The organism is Actinophytocola sp. (genome assembly GCF_050699935.1).
Taxonomy (GTDB): Bacteria; Actinomycetota; Actinomycetes; order Mycobacteriales; family Pseudonocardiaceae; genus Actinophytocola.
Genome location: NZ_JBOHGB010000145.1, coordinates 1 through 18156, shown reverse-complemented (window position 1 = coordinate 18156; position 18156 = coordinate 1). Strand labels below are relative to the sequence as shown.

General features: G+C 71.6%; 20 protein-coding genes and 1 pseudogene. 9 read left to right on the top strand and 12 right to left on the bottom strand.

Annotated elements, in window-relative coordinates; translation table 11 throughout:
* Nucleotides 1-108: 108 nt before the first annotated feature.
* A complete protein-coding gene (locus tag ACRDTB_RS31130) occupies nt 109-396 on the bottom strand; it encodes a hypothetical protein (protein WP_431435761.1) in 288 nt (95 codons plus the stop codon).
* 37 nt (nt 397-433) lie between these two features.
* Between ACRDTB_RS31130 and ACRDTB_RS31125 the strand changes: the two genes are divergently transcribed.
* The 3 genes from ACRDTB_RS31125 (at nt 434) to ACRDTB_RS31115 (ending at nt 3309) form a co-directional block, all read left to right on the top strand.
* Complete coding sequence (locus ACRDTB_RS31125) at nt 434-1651, top strand: RNA polymerase sigma factor (RefSeq protein ID WP_431435760.1); 1218 nt, start codon at nt 434-436, stop codon at nt 1649-1651.
* A 303-nt stretch (nt 1652-1954) separates the two neighbouring features.
* On the top strand, nt 1955-2491 hold the full coding sequence (locus ACRDTB_RS31120) for a TIGR03086 family metal-binding protein (RefSeq protein ID WP_431435759.1): 537 nt from the start codon (nt 1955-1957) through the stop codon (nt 2489-2491).
* A gap of 2 nt (nt 2492-2493) precedes the next feature.
* Nucleotides 2494-3309, top strand: a complete 816-nt coding sequence (locus ACRDTB_RS31115) for an alpha/beta fold hydrolase (RefSeq protein WP_431435763.1) — start codon at nt 2494-2496, stop codon at nt 3307-3309.
* 297 nt (nt 3310-3606) lie between these two features.
* On the opposite strand, the gene ACRDTB_RS31110 is transcribed toward ACRDTB_RS31115, so the two are convergent.
* From ACRDTB_RS31110 to ACRDTB_RS31095, 4 genes are all read right to left on the bottom strand, one after another.
* Nucleotides 3607-3780: a hypothetical protein gene (locus ACRDTB_RS31110; RefSeq protein WP_431435758.1), complete on the bottom strand. Its 174-nt coding sequence runs from the start codon at nt 3778-3780 to the stop codon at nt 3607-3609.
* Nucleotides 3781-3926: 146 nt separating this feature from the next.
* Nucleotides 3927-4733 (bottom strand): alpha/beta fold hydrolase, encoded by an 807-nt coding sequence (locus tag ACRDTB_RS31105; protein ID WP_431435757.1) that lies wholly within the window; start codon nt 4731-4733, stop codon nt 3927-3929.
* 13 nt (nt 4734-4746) lie between these two features.
* Nucleotides 4747-5511, bottom strand: a complete 765-nt coding sequence (locus ACRDTB_RS31100; RefSeq protein ID WP_431435756.1) for an SRPBCC family protein — start codon at nt 5509-5511, stop codon at nt 4747-4749.
* Nucleotides 5511-6095: an ArsR/SmtB family transcription factor gene (locus tag ACRDTB_RS31095; RefSeq protein WP_431435755.1), complete on the bottom strand. Its 585-nt coding sequence runs from the start codon at nt 6093-6095 to the stop codon at nt 5511-5513. The genes ACRDTB_RS31100 and ACRDTB_RS31095 overlap by 1 nt, the downstream gene beginning before the upstream one ends.
* A 71-nt stretch (nt 6096-6166) precedes the next feature.
* On the opposite strand from ACRDTB_RS31095, the gene ACRDTB_RS31090 reads away from it, so the two are divergent.
* Complete coding sequence (locus ACRDTB_RS31090) at nt 6167-6667, top strand: NUDIX domain-containing protein (RefSeq protein ID WP_431435754.1); 501 nt, start codon at nt 6167-6169, stop codon at nt 6665-6667.
* Here ACRDTB_RS31090 and ACRDTB_RS31085 read toward each other — a convergent pair.
* On the bottom strand, nt 6611-6934 hold the full coding sequence (locus tag ACRDTB_RS31085) for a YciI family protein (RefSeq protein WP_431435753.1): 324 nt from the start codon (nt 6932-6934) through the stop codon (nt 6611-6613). The genes ACRDTB_RS31090 and ACRDTB_RS31085 overlap by 57 nt on opposite strands.
* Nucleotides 6931-7935, bottom strand: coding sequence for an RNA polymerase subunit sigma-70 (locus ACRDTB_RS31080; RefSeq protein WP_431435752.1), 1005 nt, complete (start codon nt 7933-7935; stop codon nt 6931-6933). The genes ACRDTB_RS31085 and ACRDTB_RS31080 overlap by 4 nt, the downstream gene beginning before the upstream one ends.
* A gap of 219 nt (nt 7936-8154) precedes the next feature.
* Here ACRDTB_RS31080 and ACRDTB_RS31075 point away from each other — a divergent pair, with 219 nt between their 5' ends.
* From ACRDTB_RS31075 to ACRDTB_RS31065, 3 genes and pseudogenes are all read left to right on the top strand, one after another.
* Nucleotides 8155-8511, top strand: coding sequence for a sigma factor (locus ACRDTB_RS31075; RefSeq protein WP_431435762.1), 357 nt, complete (start codon nt 8155-8157; stop codon nt 8509-8511).
* A pseudogene (locus tag ACRDTB_RS31070) lies at nt 8505-8555 on the top strand (hypothetical protein); the annotation flags it as partial. The gene ACRDTB_RS31075 and the pseudogene ACRDTB_RS31070, both read left to right, overlap by 7 nt.
* Nucleotides 8556-8758: 203 nt before the next feature.
* Nucleotides 8759-9061, top strand: coding sequence for a hypothetical protein (locus ACRDTB_RS31065; RefSeq protein WP_431435764.1), 303 nt, complete (start codon nt 8759-8761; stop codon nt 9059-9061).
* Here the strand turns inward: ACRDTB_RS31065 and ACRDTB_RS31060 are convergent.
* The 4 genes from ACRDTB_RS31060 to ACRDTB_RS31045 form a co-directional block, all read right to left on the bottom strand.
* The gene (locus tag ACRDTB_RS31060; protein ID WP_431435750.1) at nt 9006-9425 is read right to left on the bottom strand and encodes a hypothetical protein; all 420 of its coding nucleotides are present in this window, start codon (nt 9423-9425) and stop codon (nt 9006-9008) included. The two genes, ACRDTB_RS31065 and ACRDTB_RS31060, sit on opposite strands and share 56 nt — an antisense overlap.
* Nucleotides 9426-9446: 21 nt before the next feature.
* Nucleotides 9447-9926 carry a Cys-tRNA(Pro) deacylase gene (ybaK, locus tag ACRDTB_RS31055; RefSeq protein ID WP_431435749.1) on the bottom strand — a complete coding sequence of 160 codons (480 nt, stop codon included), beginning with the start codon at nt 9924-9926 and terminating at the stop codon, nt 9447-9449.
* A gap of 21 nt (nt 9927-9947) precedes the next feature.
* Nucleotides 9948-11126 carry a restriction endonuclease gene (locus tag ACRDTB_RS31050; RefSeq protein ID WP_431435748.1) on the bottom strand — a complete coding sequence of 393 codons (1179 nt, stop codon included), beginning with the start codon at nt 11124-11126 and terminating at the stop codon, nt 9948-9950.
* Nucleotides 11127-11315: 189 nt separating this feature from the next.
* Complete coding sequence (locus tag ACRDTB_RS31045) at nt 11316-14084, bottom strand: alpha-amylase family glycosyl hydrolase (protein ID WP_431435747.1); 2769 nt, start codon at nt 14082-14084, stop codon at nt 11316-11318.
* A 176-nt stretch (nt 14085-14260) separates the two neighbouring features.
* Between ACRDTB_RS31045 and ACRDTB_RS31040 the strand changes: the two genes are divergently transcribed.
* On the top strand, nt 14261-15253 hold the full coding sequence (locus ACRDTB_RS31040; RefSeq protein WP_431435746.1) for an LLM class flavin-dependent oxidoreductase: 993 nt from the start codon (nt 14261-14263) through the stop codon (nt 15251-15253).
* A 507-nt stretch (nt 15254-15760) separates the two neighbouring features.
* Nucleotides 15761-16177 (top strand): winged helix-turn-helix transcriptional regulator, encoded by a 417-nt coding sequence (locus tag ACRDTB_RS31035; RefSeq protein ID WP_431435745.1) that lies wholly within the window; start codon nt 15761-15763, stop codon nt 16175-16177.
* A gap of 4 nt (nt 16178-16181) precedes the next feature.
* On the opposite strand, the gene ACRDTB_RS31030 is transcribed toward ACRDTB_RS31035, so the two are convergent.
* The coding region (locus ACRDTB_RS31030; RefSeq protein WP_431435744.1) for a diguanylate cyclase domain-containing protein at nt 16182-18156 on the bottom strand (1975 nt) is incomplete at its 5' end.

The following is an 18156-nucleotide window of genomic DNA, read 5'->3' as shown; positions in this document are numbered from 1 at the left end:
CCGGCCGGCCGTCGTCCTGCGCCACGAACCACAAGGTCAGGCCGACGGTCATCGCGGCCACGCCCACGACGATCACCCAGAACAGGTGGTTCAGCGGGTCGAACCGGTTCACCGCTCGGCCCGCGCGATGTAGTCCTGGTGCCACGTCAACGCCCCGGTCGCCGCGTCCAGCTGGTGCATGAACACCTGCGTGCACCCGGCGCACAAGTCCGGCACGCCGATCCAGCCGCTCGCGAGGCTCTCGACGCAGGTCTTGTTCTTGTGGGGGTTGCGGCACTTCGCGCGGTTCTCCGCGAAGATCTCGGCCTGGACCCGCGCGACGGTGGCCTCAAGGTCTTCGCGCTTGATGGGCCCGATGGTGTCGGGGAGGTCGTCCGATGTCGTACGTTTGCTCATTGGGTCGCACTCCCATCGCGATCAAGGCCCCGGACCGGTGTTCCAGCACCACCGGGGCCGCTCTGATACCTGGAGTGAACCCTTATCCGAGGAGTGCGCGCAGGACGCGTTCGCCTCGGCCCTCGAGCGCTGGGCGCGCGACGGCGTGCCACGCAAGCCCGGGGCGTGGTTGACGACGACCGCGCGCAACCGGGCGACCGACCGGATGCGCCGCGAGGCGGTGGGCACGGCCAAGCTGCGCGAGGTCGCCGCGCTCGCGGACACCGCGGCCGGTGCCGATCCCGAGCCGACGGAGGAGATCCGCGACGACCGGCTGCGGCTGATCTTCACCTGCTGCCACCCCGCGCTCGCGTTCGAGGCGCGCGTGGCGCTGACGCTGCGCACGCTCGCCGGGCTAACGACCGTGGAGATCGCGCGCGCGTTCGTCGTGCCGGAGAAGACGATGGCAGCGCGGCTGGTGCGGGCGAAGAAGAAGATCCGCGACGCCGGCATCCCGTACCGGGTGCCGCCCGCGCACCTGTTGCCGGAGCGCACGAACGCGGTGCTCGGCGTGCTGTACCTGCTGTTCAACGAGGGCTACGCGGCAACCGCGGGGGCCGACCTGGTCCGCCGTTCGCTCACCGAGGAGGCGATCCGGCTGGCCCGGGTGCTGGTCGCGCTGATGCCCGGCGAGCCCGAGGTCGAGGGGCTGCTCGCGTTGCTGTTGCTGCACGACGCGCGGCGGGCGTCGCGTGTCTCGCCGTCCGGTGACCTGGTGACGCTGGAGGACCAGGACCGCTCGGGCTGGGACGAGGCGGAGATCGCCGAGGGGGTCGCGCTGCTGGAGACCGCGCTGCGCCGTGGGGTGCCGGGGCCGTACCAGGTGCAGGCGGCGATCGTGGCCTGCCACGCGACCGCGCCGACCGCCGAGCAGACGGACTGGCCCCAGATCGCGTCGCTGTACGCGGAGCTCGCGAAGTTCGTGCCGTCGCCGGTGGTGAAGCTGAACCGGGCGGTCGCGGTGGCCATGGCGGACGGGCCGGCGGCCGGGCTCACGCTGGTGGACGAGCTCGCCGCGGGCGGCGAGCTGGCGGGATACCACCTGCTGCCGGCGACCCGGGCGGACCTGCTGCGCCGGCTCGGGCGCCTCGATGAGGCCGCGGACACCTACCGGCAGGCGATCGAGCTCGCGGGCAGCGACATCGAGCGACGCTACCTGGCCGGCCGGTTCGCCGAAGTGAGCGAAATGAACCGTGCACACCGTGAGCGGGAGTGACGGAGTGTTCGTCGTCTGGACTGACGGTCGCGCGTGGGCGTGTCAGCGCCGAGCACGTGAGGAGGGAAGGCGGCGAGTAGCGGAGGAGTGGAGTGAACCATTTCAAACACTGTGAGTGGGAGTGACGGAGTGTTCGTCGTCTGGACTGACGGTCGCGCGTGGGCGTGTCAGCGCTGGGCATGGGGAGGGAAGACGGCGAGTGGTGGAGGAGCGGAGCGAACCACGAACTCAGTGCGCCCTGAGCCTGTCGATTCGGGCGGCGGCCGTTCGTCGGTGGGGTGAGTACCCAACGAGGAGGACATCATGACTCAGTCGACCGGCGTGGACCTCGACCTGCTGGCGCGTTGCTACCGGGACACGGGCGAGGTGCTCGCCGCGATCCCGGCCGGCCGGTGGGACGCGCCGAGCCCGTGTACCGAGTGGACGGTGCGGCAGGTGGCCGACCATCTCGTCGACGCGCTCGACTTCTTCGCCAGCACGGTTTCCGGCCGCTCCGTCGAGCGCCCGGCGGACCTGATCGAGGCGTACCGGGACGCGACGGCGCGCTGCCTCGACGCGTTCGGCCGGGCCGAGGCGTTGACCGCCGAGCACCCGTTCCCCGACGGCACGCTGCCCGGCCGGATGATCGCGAACATCAGCCTGTCGGAGTCGCTGGTGCACGGCTGGGACCTGGCCACCGGCGCGGGCCTGCCGTACTCGCCGGACCCCGACGCGGTGGCCGCGGTCGACGCGTCCTCGAACGGTCCGCGGCGGCCGGAGATGTTCGCCGACCCGGTGCCGGTGCCGGCCGGTGCGCCGCCGTTCGCGGTGTTGCTGGGCAAGCTGGGGCGGGTGGCGTGACGATGCCGCTCGACGTGCGCGGGGTGCGGATCGCGGCCTCGACGTTCGGTTCGCCGGCCGACCCCGCGGTGCTGCTGATCGCGGGCGGGGCGTCCTCGATGGACTGGTGGGAGCCGGAGTTCTGCGCGCCGCTCGCCTCGGCCGGCCGGTTCGTGATCCGCTACGACCACCGGGACACGGGCGAGTCGGTGAGCTACCCGCCGGGCCGGCCGGGCTACACGGGCGACGATCTGCTCGCTGACGCGGCAGGTGTGCTGGACGCGCTCGGCGTGGCGTCGGCGCACGTGGTCGGCATCTCGATGGGCGGGGCGATCGCGCAGCTGCTGGCGATCCGGGAGCCGGCCATGGTGCGGACGCTGACGCTGATCTCCACGAGCGGCGGCGCGGGCGATCCGGACCTGCCGATGGGCGATGTGGCGTCGGTGCCGGAGCCGGACTGGACCGACCAGGCGGCGGTGGTCGACTACGCGGTGGCGAGCCAGCGGGCGGCGGCCGCGCCGAGCCGCCCGTTCGACGAGGCGGCGGTGCGCGAGGTCGCGACCGTGGCGGTCGGCCGGACGGCGTCGCCGGAGTCGGCGGAGAAGAACCACCACGCGGCCGAGGGCGGGGAGGGCTGGCGACCGAAGCTGCCCGACATCACGGCGCCGACCCTGGTGCTGCACGGCACCGAGGACCCGATGTTCCCGCTCGCCCACGGCGAGGCGCTGGCCCGCGAGATTCCGGGCGCCCGCCTGGTGCCGTTGCCGAACACCGGGCACGAGTTTCCCCGCGCGAACTGGCCGCTGGTCCTGCGCGAACTCATACCGCACACGGCCTGACGGATCGCCCGGACGGGCGGGTTGGCCTCCGGCCCCGAGAATCCAGCGTACTGGCGACCACCGACGAGACCGGCGCGCGCACGCGGATCTGTGGACAGCCATACGCCCTGTGGACAACCGCGAGGGGGCCCCTGTTTTCCAGGCTACCGGCGACCACTGACGGTTCGGCCGGGGAACGGGGAGCCTGTGGACAACGGCGCGACCGTGCGGTGGGTGGGGCTCATACGAAAACGACGCCTTCGCGAGTGGCGCGGCGAAGGCGTCGTTCGTGTCGGCGGCCCGGTGGGGCCGGGCCGGTCATGCGGCGTTGTCGGTCGGGCGGTGCTGGACGCGCAGGCGTCTCCACCAGGTCGGCCGGCTCGCGCGCGCCGCGCGCAGGTGCTCCGGGGTCGTTCCGCGGCGGGCGTTGCCCTGGGCGCGTTCGAGTCGGTATGCCATCTCGGCCTTCACGGCCTCGGGGGACGAGTTCATGGTCTGCTCCTTGCCGGTGTTGCTCTTGACAAGGTGAACAGTCGTCCTGAGGCCGGGGGCCGGGCATCGGGCGAACACGCACACCGGTCGCCCGGATCCCTTACTCACGGCCCTGAGAGAGTGCCGGCGGCCGGGGTAAGGGGTCCTCAGGCCGTGAAATACTCCCGCAGCACGGGCGCCAGTGCCTTGGCCTTCACCAGGTGCGTCTGGCCGGGCACGGTCTGGTACGTGGCGTTCGGCAGCACCTCGGACATCGCCTTGCAGCCGTTGCGCATCCAGGCCGGGCTCTTGCCGCCGTCGGCCACGAGGGTCGGCTGGGTGGCGGTCGACCAGCGGGTCTCCGGCAGCGGGCGGCCCTGCTGCAGGTCGGCCAGGAACGCGAAGTCGTAGCGCAGCGTCGGCGCCACGTTCCGCAGCTTCGACCACACCGGCAGCAGCCGCATGATCACCAGGCCGAACGCGGGTACGTCGACGAACCGCATGAACTCTCCCACGGCGTCCCCGTTGCGCCCCTGCGTGATCATGGCGTTCAGCCGCGGCATCCAGTCGGCGGGCAGCGGCCGGTGGGTGTCGTCCACGACCAGCGGCGGCTCGTACATCGCCAGCTTCTCGACGCCGACGCCGTGGCTCGCGGCCTCGAGCCCGAGCATCGCGCCCGACGACGCGCCGAACACGAACGGCGACCCGCCGGCCTCCTTCGCCAGCGCCTCGACGTCCTCGATCTCCCGCTCGACGGCGATCTCGCTCGACTCGCCGGACTCGCCGCGGCCTCTTCGGTCGTAGGTGAATACCGTGAAATCGGTGGCCAACGCGGCGGCGAGCGGGCCGGACGGGCCCTGGCCGCGGTAGCACAGGGCGCCGTCGACGATGATCAGCGGCGGGCCGTCGCCGGTGCGCTCGTAGGCGATCTTCGTGCCGTCGGCGGATCGGATGGTGCCGGTGGTGGTGGACATGGTCGTTCCCCTTTCACGCGAACGTGGTGGTGAGCCAGGACTGCCAGGCGTGCTCCACGGCCGGGACGTCCCCGCCGGGACCGGCCTGGCCGAACAGGTGGTGGGCGGCGACGATCGGGCCGGCGAAGCCGCGGATGAAGCGGTACAGCGCGTCGGGCGTGCGCACGCCGAGGGTGTCGGCGTTGACGAAGTAGACCTCGCCGTCGATCGGCTCCAGGCCCGCCGGCTCGACGCGCACCCGGTCGCCCGGCTTCGGCGTACCGGACAGGCCCAGTGCCGCCAGCAGCGTCGCGCGGGTGCGGTCCCAGTCGGTGATCGGCGGGCCGAACACGGTGACCGGTACCGCGGTCCGGCCGGCGAAGTGGCGCAGGTAGGTCGCGAGCGTGGCGAAGAACAGCGCGTTGCCCGTGGTCATCGCGTCGTACTCGGCCTCCCAGTCGTCGCCGGGCAGGAAGCCGCTGGTGGCCATGCGTAGCACGGTGGCGCCCCGGTCGCGGCCCTCCACGAGGAACTCGTAGGCGACGAACCCGCCGTCCGGCGCGTCCTCGGTGCGGTAGGCGAAGCGGCGCATCGGCTCCCACGCGGTGACCCGGTGCTCGGGCTCGTAGTCGCCGAAGGACTGCCGGACGACGCCCCGCCCGGTAGCGGCGTCGTGGTCGACCTCGTTGCGCCCCATGAACCAGGAGTCGATGCCCGGCCCGGTCGCGATGGCCTGCCACACCTGCTCCGGCGTGGCGTCGACCTCGACGCTGTCGGCGGTCTCGAACTCGTGGCCCATCACGTGCTCCTGACCTTCGGGTGGATGGCCACGATCAGCCGGTGGTCGCGGCCGCCCTCGGCGTTCTCGTCGTGGTAGCGGCCGATCAGCGTGGTGACCGTGTGCGCAAGCTCCTCGGCGAACGCCGCCCGGTCCGCGGCGCTCGCGAACCGGATCTCCCCGTCGAGGGCGAAGGTGGCGAGCCGCTTGTGGCTCTTGGTCGCGCCGGTCAGCAACGTGCCGACGTCGCGCACCAGCCGGGAGGCGAGCGCGAGCAGCCAGCGCGCGGAGAGCCGGTCGGGTGCGCGCTCCGGGTCGGGTTGCACGGCGGATAGCGCGGCGGGGGAGATCACGTAGGAGGATGCGGTCGCCTGCAGGACGCGCTCGGTCACGTTGCCCTTGCGGCGCTCCTCGACGAGCTCGACCAGGCCGTGCCTCTCCAGCGCCCGCAGGTGGTAGTTGACCTTCTGCCGGCCGATCCCGACCCGGTTGGCCAGCGTAGTCGCCGAGCCCGGCTCGGCCAGCTCGGCCAGCAGCCTGGACCGCACCGGGTCCAGGGAGACCTCGGCCGCGGCCGGGTCCTCGATCACCTCGACATCGAACATGGTGTGCAGTCTGCCTACCGACAACTCAATTTGTCAAGACAAAATCATTTGTCGGTGTCAGACTGTGCGTCGTGCCAGGTAAGCGCAGTGCGGGGATTCTGTTGTTCCGCCGGGTTCCCGACGGTGTCGAGGTGTTGTTGGGCCATCTGGGCGGACCGTTCTGGGCGAAGAAGGACGCGGGCGCCTGGACGGTCGTCAAGGGCGAGTACGAGCCGCCCGAGGAGCCCGAGGCCGCCGCGCGCCGCGAGTTCACCGAGGAGCTGGGCCTGCCGGCGCCGGCCGGGCCGTACGTGGGGCTTGGCGAGGTGCGCCAGTCGGGCGGCAAGACCGTGACGGTGTGGGCGGTCGCGGGCGAGCTCGACCCGGCGGCGGTGGTGCCGGGGACGTTCGAGCTGGAGTGGCCGCCGCGCTCGGGTCGGATGCGGACGTTCCCCGAGCTGGACCGGGTCGCGTGGTTCTCGCTGGCCGACGCGGCGGAGAAGATCCTCGGCGGGCAGCGGGCCTTCCTCGAGCGGCTAGCCGAGTACCTGGCGGACCTCGATCATGCCGACCGCGGCCCAGGGATGGGATGACGCCACGCGCAGGGCCTCCGCGCGGTCGGCGCACTCGATGAGGGTCAGGCCGCCCATCTGCTCCTTGGTCTCCGCGAACGGGCCGTCGGTGAAGAGCGCCTCGCCCGCGCGGACCCGGACCGTGCTCGCCTCGTTCGGCGGGTACAGGCCCATCGCGTCGAGCAGGACGCCGCGCTCGGCCATCCGTTTCGACCACTCCTCGCAGCCGGGCAGCTCGTAGGACTGCTCGACCGAGGTGTCGGCGCACAGCATCAGCAGGAACTTCACGGCTCCTCCATCGTCGGCTCCATCGTCTTCGCCATCGTCTGAGGCAGGCCGAACGCGTCGAACAACGTCTTGTCGAACGTGGTGATCTCGGCGACCTTCGTCTCCCTAAACCGCAACACGTCGATCTTGAATGCCCGGAACGTGTCGTCGCCCGGGGCGCGCAGGTAGTTGGCCGCCGCGAGGTGGCGGTTCGCGCGCGTGGGCACCAGCAGCCAGTCGCCGTGCGCGCGGAAGTTCTCGAACAGCGGCGCGAGCGACGGGATGCCGTCGTAGCGGAACGGGTGCGGCGGCATCGTGATCCGGATGTCGTCGCGCAGGATCTCGGTCAGCCCGGACTCGTCCGAGCGCTGGTGGGCGTCGATGTACCGGGCGAGCAGCGTCCGCTCGACCTCGGTCGGCTCGCCGGTCTCGTGCTCGTCACGCGCGGGGGCCTTGTCCCGCAACGTGGCGCGGGCCCGCTGCAGCGCGCTGTTGACCCCGGCGACCGTGGTGTCGAGCAGCTCGGCGGTCTGCTTCGCCGACCAGTCCAGCACGTCACGCAGGATCAGGATCGCCCGCTGCTGGGCGGGGAGCAGCTGGATCGCGGTGAGGAATGCCAGCTGGATCGTCTCCCGGGCGACGACCATCGCGTCCGGCTCGGCGTCCGGCGGCGCGGCCAGGTCGAGCAGACGGTCCGGGTACGGCTGCAGCCAGGGGACCTCGGCGAACGAGTCGGCCTTCGGCACCTGCCGCTGCTTGCGGCGGATCGTGTCCAGGCTCGCGTTCGTGGCGATCTTGTAGAGCCAGGCCCGGAACCCGGTGCCGGCGAAGCCGTCGCGGGCCTGCCATGCGCGCACCAGCGTCTCCTGCACGACGTCCTCGGCGTCCTCGAAGTTGCCCAGCATGCGGTAGCAGTGGACGTGCAGCTCGCGCCGGTACCGCTGCGCGAGCGTGCCGAACGCCCGCTCGTCGCCGGAGGTCGCGGCGGCGATCACCGCGTCGTCGGTGGCCAGGTTGCTCACGTCGCCGATTGTGCACTCACCCGCACGGCGATGAGTTCACCCCGCGCCACCCGTCACACGTGTCGGAGACGATGACCGGACGAAGGGGAGCACCGTGGACGGCACAGTGGACGGCATGGTGGACGGTGAGCGGGCCGAGGTCGCGACCGCGGCGCGCGAGGGCGACGAGGCGGCGTTCGCGGAGCTGACCGGGCGCTACCGGCGTGAGCTGCAGGTGCACTGCTACCGCATGCTGGGCAACGTCGAGGACTCCGAGGACCTGGTCCAGGAGACGTCCTGCGGGCCTGGCGCCGGCGCGAGACGTACCAGGGCCGCTCGACGTTCCGGGCGTGGCTGTACAAGATCGCCACGAACGCGAGCCTCGACCTGCTGGACCGGCGACCGCCCGTGCCGCTGCCGGTCGCCACCGCCGCGCCGGCCGACCCGACCCCGCGCCGCTGCCCGCGGTCGCCGTGCCGTGGCTGCAGCCGTGCCCGCAACGCCTGCTCGATGACGTCGTGGTCGAGCGGGAGACCGTGGCGCTCGCGTTTCTCGCGGCCGTCCAGCATCTGCCGGCCCGGCAGCGGGCCGTGCTGATCCTGCGCGACGTGCTCGGCTGGTCGGCCAGGGAGAGCGCGGGCCTGCTGGAGACGACCGTCGCGGGGGTGAACAGCGCGCTGCAGCGGGCCCGCGAGACGATGCGCGCGCGGCTGCCGGCGCGGCGGCTGGACTGGTCCGCGCGGTCGCCCGGCGAGGAGGAGCAGGCCGTCGTGCGGCGCTACATGGCCGCGCTCGAACGCGCCGACGACGGCGCGCTCGCCACGTTGCTGCGCGAGGACGCGCGGTGCGCCAGGGCCCGTGGGCCGGCGGCAACATGTCCGACGACCCCATCTGGTACGAGGGCCGGGACACCCTGCTCGCGGGGTGGCAGCCGGTGCTGCACGGCCCGGACCGCCAGGAGTTCCGTTGCGTGGCAACGATCGCCAACGGCCAGCCGGCCGTCGCCACGTACGTCCGCGAGCCCGGTGGCGGCGTCTTCGAGCCGTTCGGTCTGAGCGTGCTGCGCGTGGTCGACTGCGTGGTCGCCGAGGTCACCGTGTTCGGCGTGGAGGTCTACCCGCGCTTCGGCCTGCCCGCGTCCGTCTAGCGGCTTCCTCGCGGCCAGGGCGGAGAGCGCGCACAGCACGCCCCAGCCGCCGGCGACGGCCATGACCTTCGTGCGCTCCGGCCGGCCCCCGCAGCACCCGCCCGAGCACGACCAGGTCACCGAGGTCGGAGGCGACCCGCACGGCGATCGCGGTGCGCATCGCCCCGCGGCCCGGGGCAAGCGCCATCGCCACGCCGGAGGCGAGGTCACGCACGCCGAGCGTGCGGACGAACGCCTCCTGGTCGGCCTCCGGCGCGTGGCCGTGGAGCATGCCGGACGGTTTGAGCGGCAGCACGGGCTTCGCGGTGATCGCGGCGCCGTAGGCGGCGGTGGCGATGCCGAGGGCGCGGGGGAGCCAGGTCATGGGTCGAGCATGGCCCGCCGCTCACCGCACCGCGATGGGCGCCACCGTGGCGGAGGCGAGCCGGACGAGGTCGGCGGGCGCGAGCTCGATCTCCAGCCCGCGGCGGCCGCCGCTGCACAAGATCGTCTCGAACGCCGTGGCCGAACTGTCCACCACGACGGGCAACCGCTTGCGATGCCCGAGCGGCGAGATCCCGCCCGCGACGTACCCGGTGGCCCGCTCCGCGGCGGCGACCTCGGCCATCCGGGCCTTCTTGCCCCCGGCCGCCGCGGCGAGCGCCTTGAGGTCGAGCTGCCCGGCCACCGGCACCACGCCGACGGTCAGCACCCCGTCCACCTCGGCCACGAGCGTCTTGAACACCCGCTCGGCCGGCAGCCCGAGCACCTCACTGGCCTCGCTCCCGTACGAGTCGGCCCGTGGATCATGCGCGTACTCATGCACCCGATGCGGCACCCGCTGCCTGCTCAGCGACGCGGTCGCCGGCGTCCCTCTTCCCGCCACCGCGCCAACCTAGCCGCCCAGTCACCCACCCGACGCTGCGGCGGTCACCTCGGCGTCGCCGCCGTGGTCGGGTGCGGCGGGGTCGTCCTGCGGCGGGCGGACCAGGTACCGGCCGACCGTCCTGCGGAGGTGGTCGGCGTGCTCGTAGATGTCCTCGACGGTGTCGATGGGCACCCGGGTCTCGATCTTGCTCTCGTCGAAGACGCCGAGGTACTTCTTCGAGCGGTTCAACCACAAGCGGGCGATCGGCTTGCGGTTGTTGTCGTCGAGCAGGACGCTGAAGTAGGTCTTGTTGTCGCGGGCGACGACCCGGGCGGCCGAGACCTCGCCGCAGACGATGGCCCGGACGACCCGGTAGCCCTCGAGTTCGTCCTCAGTGGTGACGATGTCGCCGTCGGGTTGCGTGAGGTCCGGGGCCGGCTCACCGGAGGTCGTAGCCGTCTCCGGTGCCGCTTGACCACCGGACACACTGACGTAGGCGTCGGGTCCGCCGAGCGCGTTCTTCAGCCGGTCGTTCACCTGCTCGTTCAGGAACTGCCGCGAGGCCTTGACCACGAGGGGGACGAACTGTTCGCGCACGCGTTGCGTGAATGACCCCTCGTACACGCGCGTGGTGAGGAACTTGACCCACTCGTCCTCGGGTTCCTTGAACTGCGTCGCGAGGGCTCGCTTGAGCTGACCGATGTATTTCAGCTCGCCCGCCGCGTTGATGACCGATTCGAGGTCGAAGGACTCCTTGGTGAGCTTGGCCAGCTCCGGCAGGAGTGTTTCGTCCACGTCGGAGAAATCCAGCACCAGGAACGGTTTGGAGTCCATCCGGTTGGGTGCGTCCAGGTCGGTGTAGAACTCATACTTCTCGCCGTTGGTCAGGATCGCGATCCTGGCGTTTGTGACGGCGAAGTAGCGGAAGAGCTGGGAGGCATGCTCCAGCCGGAGCGGCTCGGTGATCTTCTTGACCTCCATCAGCAACTGGATGTTCCCCCCGTGGGCGATCGCATAGTCGATCTTCTCGCCCTTCTTGAGGCCGACGTCCGCGGTGAACTCCGGAATCACTTCGGCGGGGTTGAAGACGTCATATCCGAGAACGGTGCTGATGAAGGGCATCACGAAAGCGTTCTTGGTCGCTTCCTCGGTCTGGATGCCCACCTTGTGCTTCCGGATTTTGAGCGCCAGCGCTTGAGCCCGCTCAGCGATTTCCATGCCGTGCCCTTCTTGGCAGAGGTGATGGCCTGCCTCGGGGCATGAAAAGGCAACCCGCGGCGGTGCGGACCTCCCATGTGCAGTGAGTCGGTGGCGCCGACGCGGGTGTTACCCGGTCGGGGCCACCGAACCGCAATTCACCGTCGGCCGGAAATGTGGCCGGTCCTCATCGGACAAAGCGCGTGGACATCAGCCGCCCGGTGGGCTCGGGTAGACCGTCGGGTCGCCTTGCTGGATCCAGACTTCCGGGGTGTTGATCGGGAGGAACGAGCGGTCGCCGCCCGGTTCCCGGGTGTCCGGGACCGTGTCGCCGGAGGGTAGGTGCATGATGAAGTTCACCGGTTTCGTGTCGTCCACCAGTGGGATCTCGTACACCGCCCAGCCGTCCTCCACGCGTGTCGGCGGCCACGGCTTGTCCCACGCGATCTGCGCCAGCACCTCCGGATCGACCGCGTCGCCCCACAGATGCAGGCCCCACTGGTCGGCACCACTGCCATAGTCGCCCGCCGGGCGGAAGTACCGCAGGGTCGTCGTCTCCAGCGGTGGGCCCGCGTACCGCACGGTCCGCACGGCACTCGTCGCGCCCGTCGGCAGCGTCGCGCGGTAGGCGATCGTCGTGTCCGGCGCCAGGTTCAGCGGGCCGAGGTCGTCGAACACCGTGTAAGCGGGCGACGTGTCGTCGCTGCCGATCGTCGTCCACGGGCCGCCGGCGACGCTGCGCTCGAAGGTCACCACGTGCGACGGTTTCTCCGGGTCGGCCACCGCGCGCACTTCGACCGTCCCGCGCACGCCGCCGTCCTCGGTCGGCGTCTCGATGGTCAGCAGCGGCCGCGGCACCTCGGCACGCACCGGCGCCGCCGCCCTCGTGTGCCCGCCGTTGTCCAGCACGACCGCCCGATACTCGACCGGCGTGCCCGGCGCGAGCGAGGAGACGTCGTGGAACACCCGGTACGGCGCGTTGTCGTCCGTGCCGACCGGCTGCCAGCGGCCACCGTCCACGCTGGCCTCGAACGTCACGTCGTAGCGCGACGAGCCGGCCACGGACGCGGTCACCTCCATGCGGCCCCGCGCCTCGGCGGCCGGGTGCGGCGCGGCCAGCGAGATCCGTGGCGCGTCGTGCGAGCGCGGGATCCGCCCGTCGAGCGCGTAGACCACAGTGGACAGTGGCGGCACGGTGACGGTCAGCTTTCCCTTCCGGTCGGTCGACAGCCGCGACGGGCCGGAGCCGTACACGCGTTCGTAGGAGCGCTTCGACGTGTACGTGGGCACGGCCGCGGTGGCCGGCGCCTCGCTGTTGTTCAGCGCCACCACGTACTCGCGCTGCTGGCGGCGGTCGATCCGGGAGAACGCGTAGACGCCGGCGTCCGAAGAGGACAGTCGGCTCTGGTGGGTCCCGTCGCGCAGCGCGGGGTGTGCGCGCGTCACCGACGCCAGCTCGCCGATCGCCCGGTACAGCGGGTGCGCCGGCACGTAGTTGTCGCTCGCGTGCGTCGCCGACGTGCCGAGCAGGTCGTCGTCGAGGTACTCCGGCACGCGCGACGCGTACAGGGTCTGCCGCGCGTCCTGGTCGCCACCGGGCCCGGTGAAGCCCTGCTCGTCGCCGTAGTAGATCACCGGGTTGCCGCGGGAGAAGTACATCAGCTCGTGCCCGAGCCGGTCCCGCGACACCCACTCCACGTCGCCCGCGTCCGGGTTGTCCGCCACCACGAACCCGCCGAACCGGCCCATGTCGTGGTTGCCGAGGAACGTCGGCAGCTGGTAGGCGTTCGAGTCCGAGTCGGTGTACCAGTCGTCGTCGGCGAAGAACGTCGCCAGCGCGTCGGTCGGGGCGCCGCCCGAGGCGAACTTCCGCGCGGCGTCCTGGAACGGGAAGTCCAGCACCGACTGCATCCGGTCGGTCGTGGTGAACAGCGACGTGAAGTCCTTGGTCGTGTCGAAGACCTCGCCGAACATGAAGAACTCGCGCTTGCCGTGTTCGCGCGCGAACTTCAGCACCCGGGGCCCGAACTCCTGCCAGAACTCGTCGTCGACGTGCTTCATCGTGTCGATCCGGAAGCCGTCCACGCCGAAGTCGGCGATCCAGCGCTCGTAGATCTCGGCCATGCCGTCGACGACCCGCGGGTTCTCCGTGAACAGGTCGTCGAGGCCGAAGAAGTCGCCGTACTGCGAGTCCTCGCCGACGAACGTCGTGTCGCCGCGGTTGTGGTACAGCGTCACGTCGTTGAGCCAGGCCGGCACCTTCAGGTTCCGCTCGGCGGGGTCGAGGACCGGCGTGTACGGGAACGACGTGGCCGGGTCGAGCGCGGGGAAGTCCGCGGGATCGTCACCGGCGAAGTCGCGGTCGTCGAACGTCTCGCCCGCCGCGGTCCGGTACGGCGCGACGTCCTTCGACGTGTACTCCTTGCGCGCGCCCTCCGCGTAGCCGATGACGTCCGCGGTGTGGTTGGTGATGATGTCGAAGTAGACCTTCATGCCGCGCTCGTGCGCGTCGCGGATCAGCGCCGCGAGATCCTCGTTCGAGCCGAGGTGCGGGTCGATCTGGGTGAAGTCGGTGATCCAGTAGCCGTGGTAGCCGGCCGAGGGCCCGTCCTCCAGCTGCACCGCCTTGTTCTTGAAGCTCGGCGTCAGCCAGATCGACGTGGTGCCCAGGCCCTGGATGTAGTCCAGCTTGTCGCGCAGCCCCGTGAGGTCACCGCCGTTGTAGAAGCCCTTCTTCGTAGGGTCGAAGCCCGACACGAGCGGGTCGTCGGGCAGCCCGCCGAGGTCGTTGCCGGTGTCGCCGTTGGCGAACCGGTCGGCCATGACGAAGTAGAAGTTCTCGTCGGTGACCGGGCCGCGCAGCGAGTGCAGCGCCTTCGGGCGGTCCTGATGACCGCGGTCGGCGGTCGCCGGGGTCGTGGCCAGTCCGGCGGCGACGAGCGAGACCAGAAGCGCCGCGGCGGCGCGACGGACTGACATGCTGTCCTCCATTGGGTACGGCTGCGCGCAGACCCTAGCCGCCCGCTAGGTCATCCGGCGTCCGCCAACCAGCGCATTCCGCTCGCCAAGGAGCAACCGACAACCGGGCCGTCGCGGCGAGCCGGGTGGCGGGAACAAACACGCGGCCGGTGGCGGTTTCCCCGGATGTGATCGATGTGCCGCTCTCCGTCCTGGAACTGGCTCCCGTGGCCCGCGATGCCACCGCCACCGAGGCCCTGCGCGCGACCACGTCCCTCGCCCGGCGCGTGGAGGAGCTGGGGTACCGGCGGATCTGGGTGGCCGAGCACCACAACATGCCCTCGATCGCGAGCTCCGCGCCGGCCGTGCTGATCGCCCACCTCGCGGCGGCGACGGCCACGATCCGGGTCGGGTCGGGCGGGGTGATGCTGCCCAACCACGCGCCGCTGGTGGTGGCCGAGCAGTTCGGCACGCTCGAGGCCCTGCACCCCGGCCGGATCGACCTCGGCATCGGCCGCGCGCCGGGCACCGACCAGCGGACCGCGCTCGCGCTGCGCCGCACGATGGCGGGGCTGTCCGCGGAGAACTTCCCGTCCGAGCTGTCGGACCTCATCACGTACTTCTCGGCGGAGGACTCGCCGATCACCGCGGTGCCGGCGCGGGGGAACGAGCCGGCGATCTGGCTGCTCGGGTCGAGCGGGTTCTCCGCGCAGCTGGCCGGGCTGCTGGGCCTGCCGTTCTCGTTCGCGCACCACTTCAGCTCGGCGAACACGGTGCCGGCCCTGGAGCTGTACCGCTCGTCGTTCCGCCCGTCGCGGTGGCTGGCGGAGCCGTACGCCAAGATCGCGGTGAACACCGTCTGCGCCGACACCGACGAGCGGGCCCGGTTCCTGGCCGGGCCGGCGTCGCTGGCGTTCCTGAAGCTGCGCCAGGGCAGGCCGGAGCCGCTGGTGCCGCCGGAGGAGGCGGCCGCCTACCCCTACACCGACCGCGAGCGCGCGTTCGCCGAGGAGCGCTTCGCCGACCAGGCGGTCGGCTCGCCGGAGACCGTCCACCGCCGCCTGAGCGACCTGCTGGCCCGCACGGGCGCGCAGGAGCTGATGTTGACCACGATGGTCTTCGACCTGGCGGACCGCACCCGATCCTTCGAGCTGATCGCGGAGAAGGTCGCCGAGGGCCTGGCCCGGTAGGCCGGCCGATCGGGCGGCCGGAGGACCCGCACCAGCAGTGCGAGCTGAGGGGAGCGGGCCGCCGGTGACCCCCCTCATCTCATCGCGATCACCGGCGGTGTCCCGGCACGGCCGGGGGCCGGCGGGGCCGCCGGCGGCACCCCTCATCCGGACCGCCTGGCGCTCCCGCCGACCGTGGTTGGCCGCCGCCTGAGACAGGAGACGGGTGACGGTGACACCGACAACGCGGGCGAGGATGGTCACCCGCGGCTCGGATTCATCGGTGTCACCGTCGCCCCGGCTCCCCGACCCGCAGCCAAACCGCCGCGGCACGTTTTTCGTACACCGCTCCCCTCGGCACACTGCAAGGTGCGTAGCCGGGCAACCCGGTGGTGCGTAGCCCGCGACCTGCGGTTATCCGAAAGTATTCACTCGTTCGGCGTAACGAGCCTCACCGAACCCAGGCGAACACGGAACGTCGCCGATCCGGCACACTGGTGTTCATCGAGGACGGTTGGGGGTTGTGGCGTGAGTGAGGAGAGCCTGCCGTACCGGCACGGCATCCACGAGGCGATGGGCGCGTTGTCCGGCCAGTGGGTGACCGCCGTGCTCGCGTCGCTGACCGCACGCCCGATGACGTACTCGAAGCTGCTCGAGCACATCAACCGGACCGAGGAGCGGCTCGGCTGGGTCACCCACGAGCGGCCGCTGCGCCAGAAGGTCCTGACCGACACCCTGCACCGCATGCAGCGCGACGGCCTCGTGATCAAGATCGAGCGGCCCAGCCGGTTCGGCTCCACGTGGTACCAGCTCACCCCGATGGGCCGCTCGCTGCTGCGCGCCCTGCTCCCGCTCGCCAAGTGGGCCGAGGACCACCGCGGCGAGCTCAGCCGCGCCCGGGCCGCCTACCAGGCCGCGAAGCCCGACGACTCCGCCGGCGGCTGACCGGTCAGGAGCCCTGGCTGGGGGCGCGCTGCGGGCCGAGGTCGCCGATCGCCGCGATGATCGTCTGTACCTGGTTGCGGCCCGAGTCCTTGGCCACGAACAGGGCGTCGTCCGCGGCGAGCAGGACGTCCTGCAGCTCCGGGCCGAACTCCGGGTACACCGCGACGCCCACCGACACCGACAGGCCCTCGACCGCACCCGGACCGTGGTCGGTCAGCGGCACCCGCAGGCCGCGCACCCGCTCGCAGATGCGCTCGCCGATCTGGCGCAGGCTCTCGGCCGTCACCTCGGGGCAGAGCACCACGAACTCCTCGCCACCCCAGCGGCCGACCACGTCGTAGCGGCGCGCGCACGCGGTCAGGGTGTCGGCCACGGCCTGCAGCACGCGGTCGCCGACCAGGTGCCCGTGCACGTCGTTGACCTGCTTGAAGTGGTCCAGGTCGACCATCAGCACGCCGACCTGCGTCTGGTCCCGCCGCGCGCGCTGGATCTCCGCCGACGCCATGTTCGTCCACGCCGTCGCGTTCGCCAGGCCCGTCTTCTGGTCGGTCGACGCCGCCTCCTCGAGCTGGCGCATCAGCACGCTGCGGTGCAGCACGAGCAGCGCCGGCACGATCATCAGCGCCCAGCCGGGGTGGAAGGAGATCAGCAGCGCGTTGATCGCGCCGAGGCCGATCGTGCCGAACTCGAGTGCCGCCTCACGACCGGTGCCGAACGCCTTGCGCATCGACAGCCGGCGCTCGTGCAGCGTGATGGCGACGACGACGAGGCCCCAGTTCACGCCCGCGTACGCGAGCGCCGCCAGCACCACCGCGACGATCGCCATCGGGTGGTCCCAGTGGGCCATGTCGGCCGGCGCGAGCCAGTGGCGCAGGCCGGACGCGGCGAACGCGGCGAGCATGACGGTCGAGGCGGTGAACACGAGCCGGTAGGCGTGCACGCTGCGCACCCGGTACCAGCTGCGCCAGAACAGGTGCAGGTACATCGTGGCGATCAGGGCCGGCACCAGCGCGGCCGGCAGCACGAGCACCGCGGAGAACGTCCACACCGAGGTCAGGTTCACGTGCGGGGTGTCGTTGAACCGGCGGCGCACTCGCTCCACGTGCCTGGTCAGCTCGCCCATGGACAATCCGAGCCCGACGATGATGCCCAGCGTCACGAGCTCGGTGGCCGTGACCCTCGTTTGCCAGGCGAGGTAGCCGGTCAGTCCGGCCGTGACCGCCTCGACGAGCAGGATCAGGACCAGCAACCTCGGCGGTTCGCCCCACAGCGCCCAGCGCATCGGGTGCCTGGACCGCTCATCTGCCGCCAGGGATGCTGATTGGGCGTGCCGGGAGACATGGACCTGGTCCGCGACGCCGTTGCCGTGCTCGGCGGAGCGTCCCGTGGAAGGAGGCACCTGCGATGCAGTCCTGGGATTGGTGAACCCGATGTGCCCGTGAGTTTTTCCGTTGCCGTGCTCGGCGGCCGGTTCCGTGGAAGGAGGCGCAAAAGATGCGGTCGTGGGATTGGTGAGCAGGTGATCTCCGTCAGTGACCCCGTTCCCCACGGGAGGAGGTAGCAGCGATGAAGTCGTGGGACTGGTGACATCAGCGTCGTGATCGGGCAGGTCGGGCGCGTGGCCGCCGCGGGCACGCAGCCACGACACCCCGATGACGACGGCGACGAGTGCGCCGGCGACGCCGTCGGCGCCCACCGCGAACACCGGACTGGTCGCGTCGGCCAGCACACCGGCGCCGAGCACCGCGACACCGAGCGAGGACACCACGCCGGCGCGGGCCAGTCCGGAAGCGGCACTCCGGTGGTGCTCGGGAACTCCGCACACGAGCAGCGCCCGGGCGAGGAACAGGGAGCCGGTCACGCACGCGCCGCAGACCGCCCACAACGCCGGCACGACGGCCGGCGGCGGGTCGAGCAGGCACGCCGCGAGCGGCACGCCCGCGGCCACCGCGAGCGTGACCAGCTCCGCCGGCCGGCGG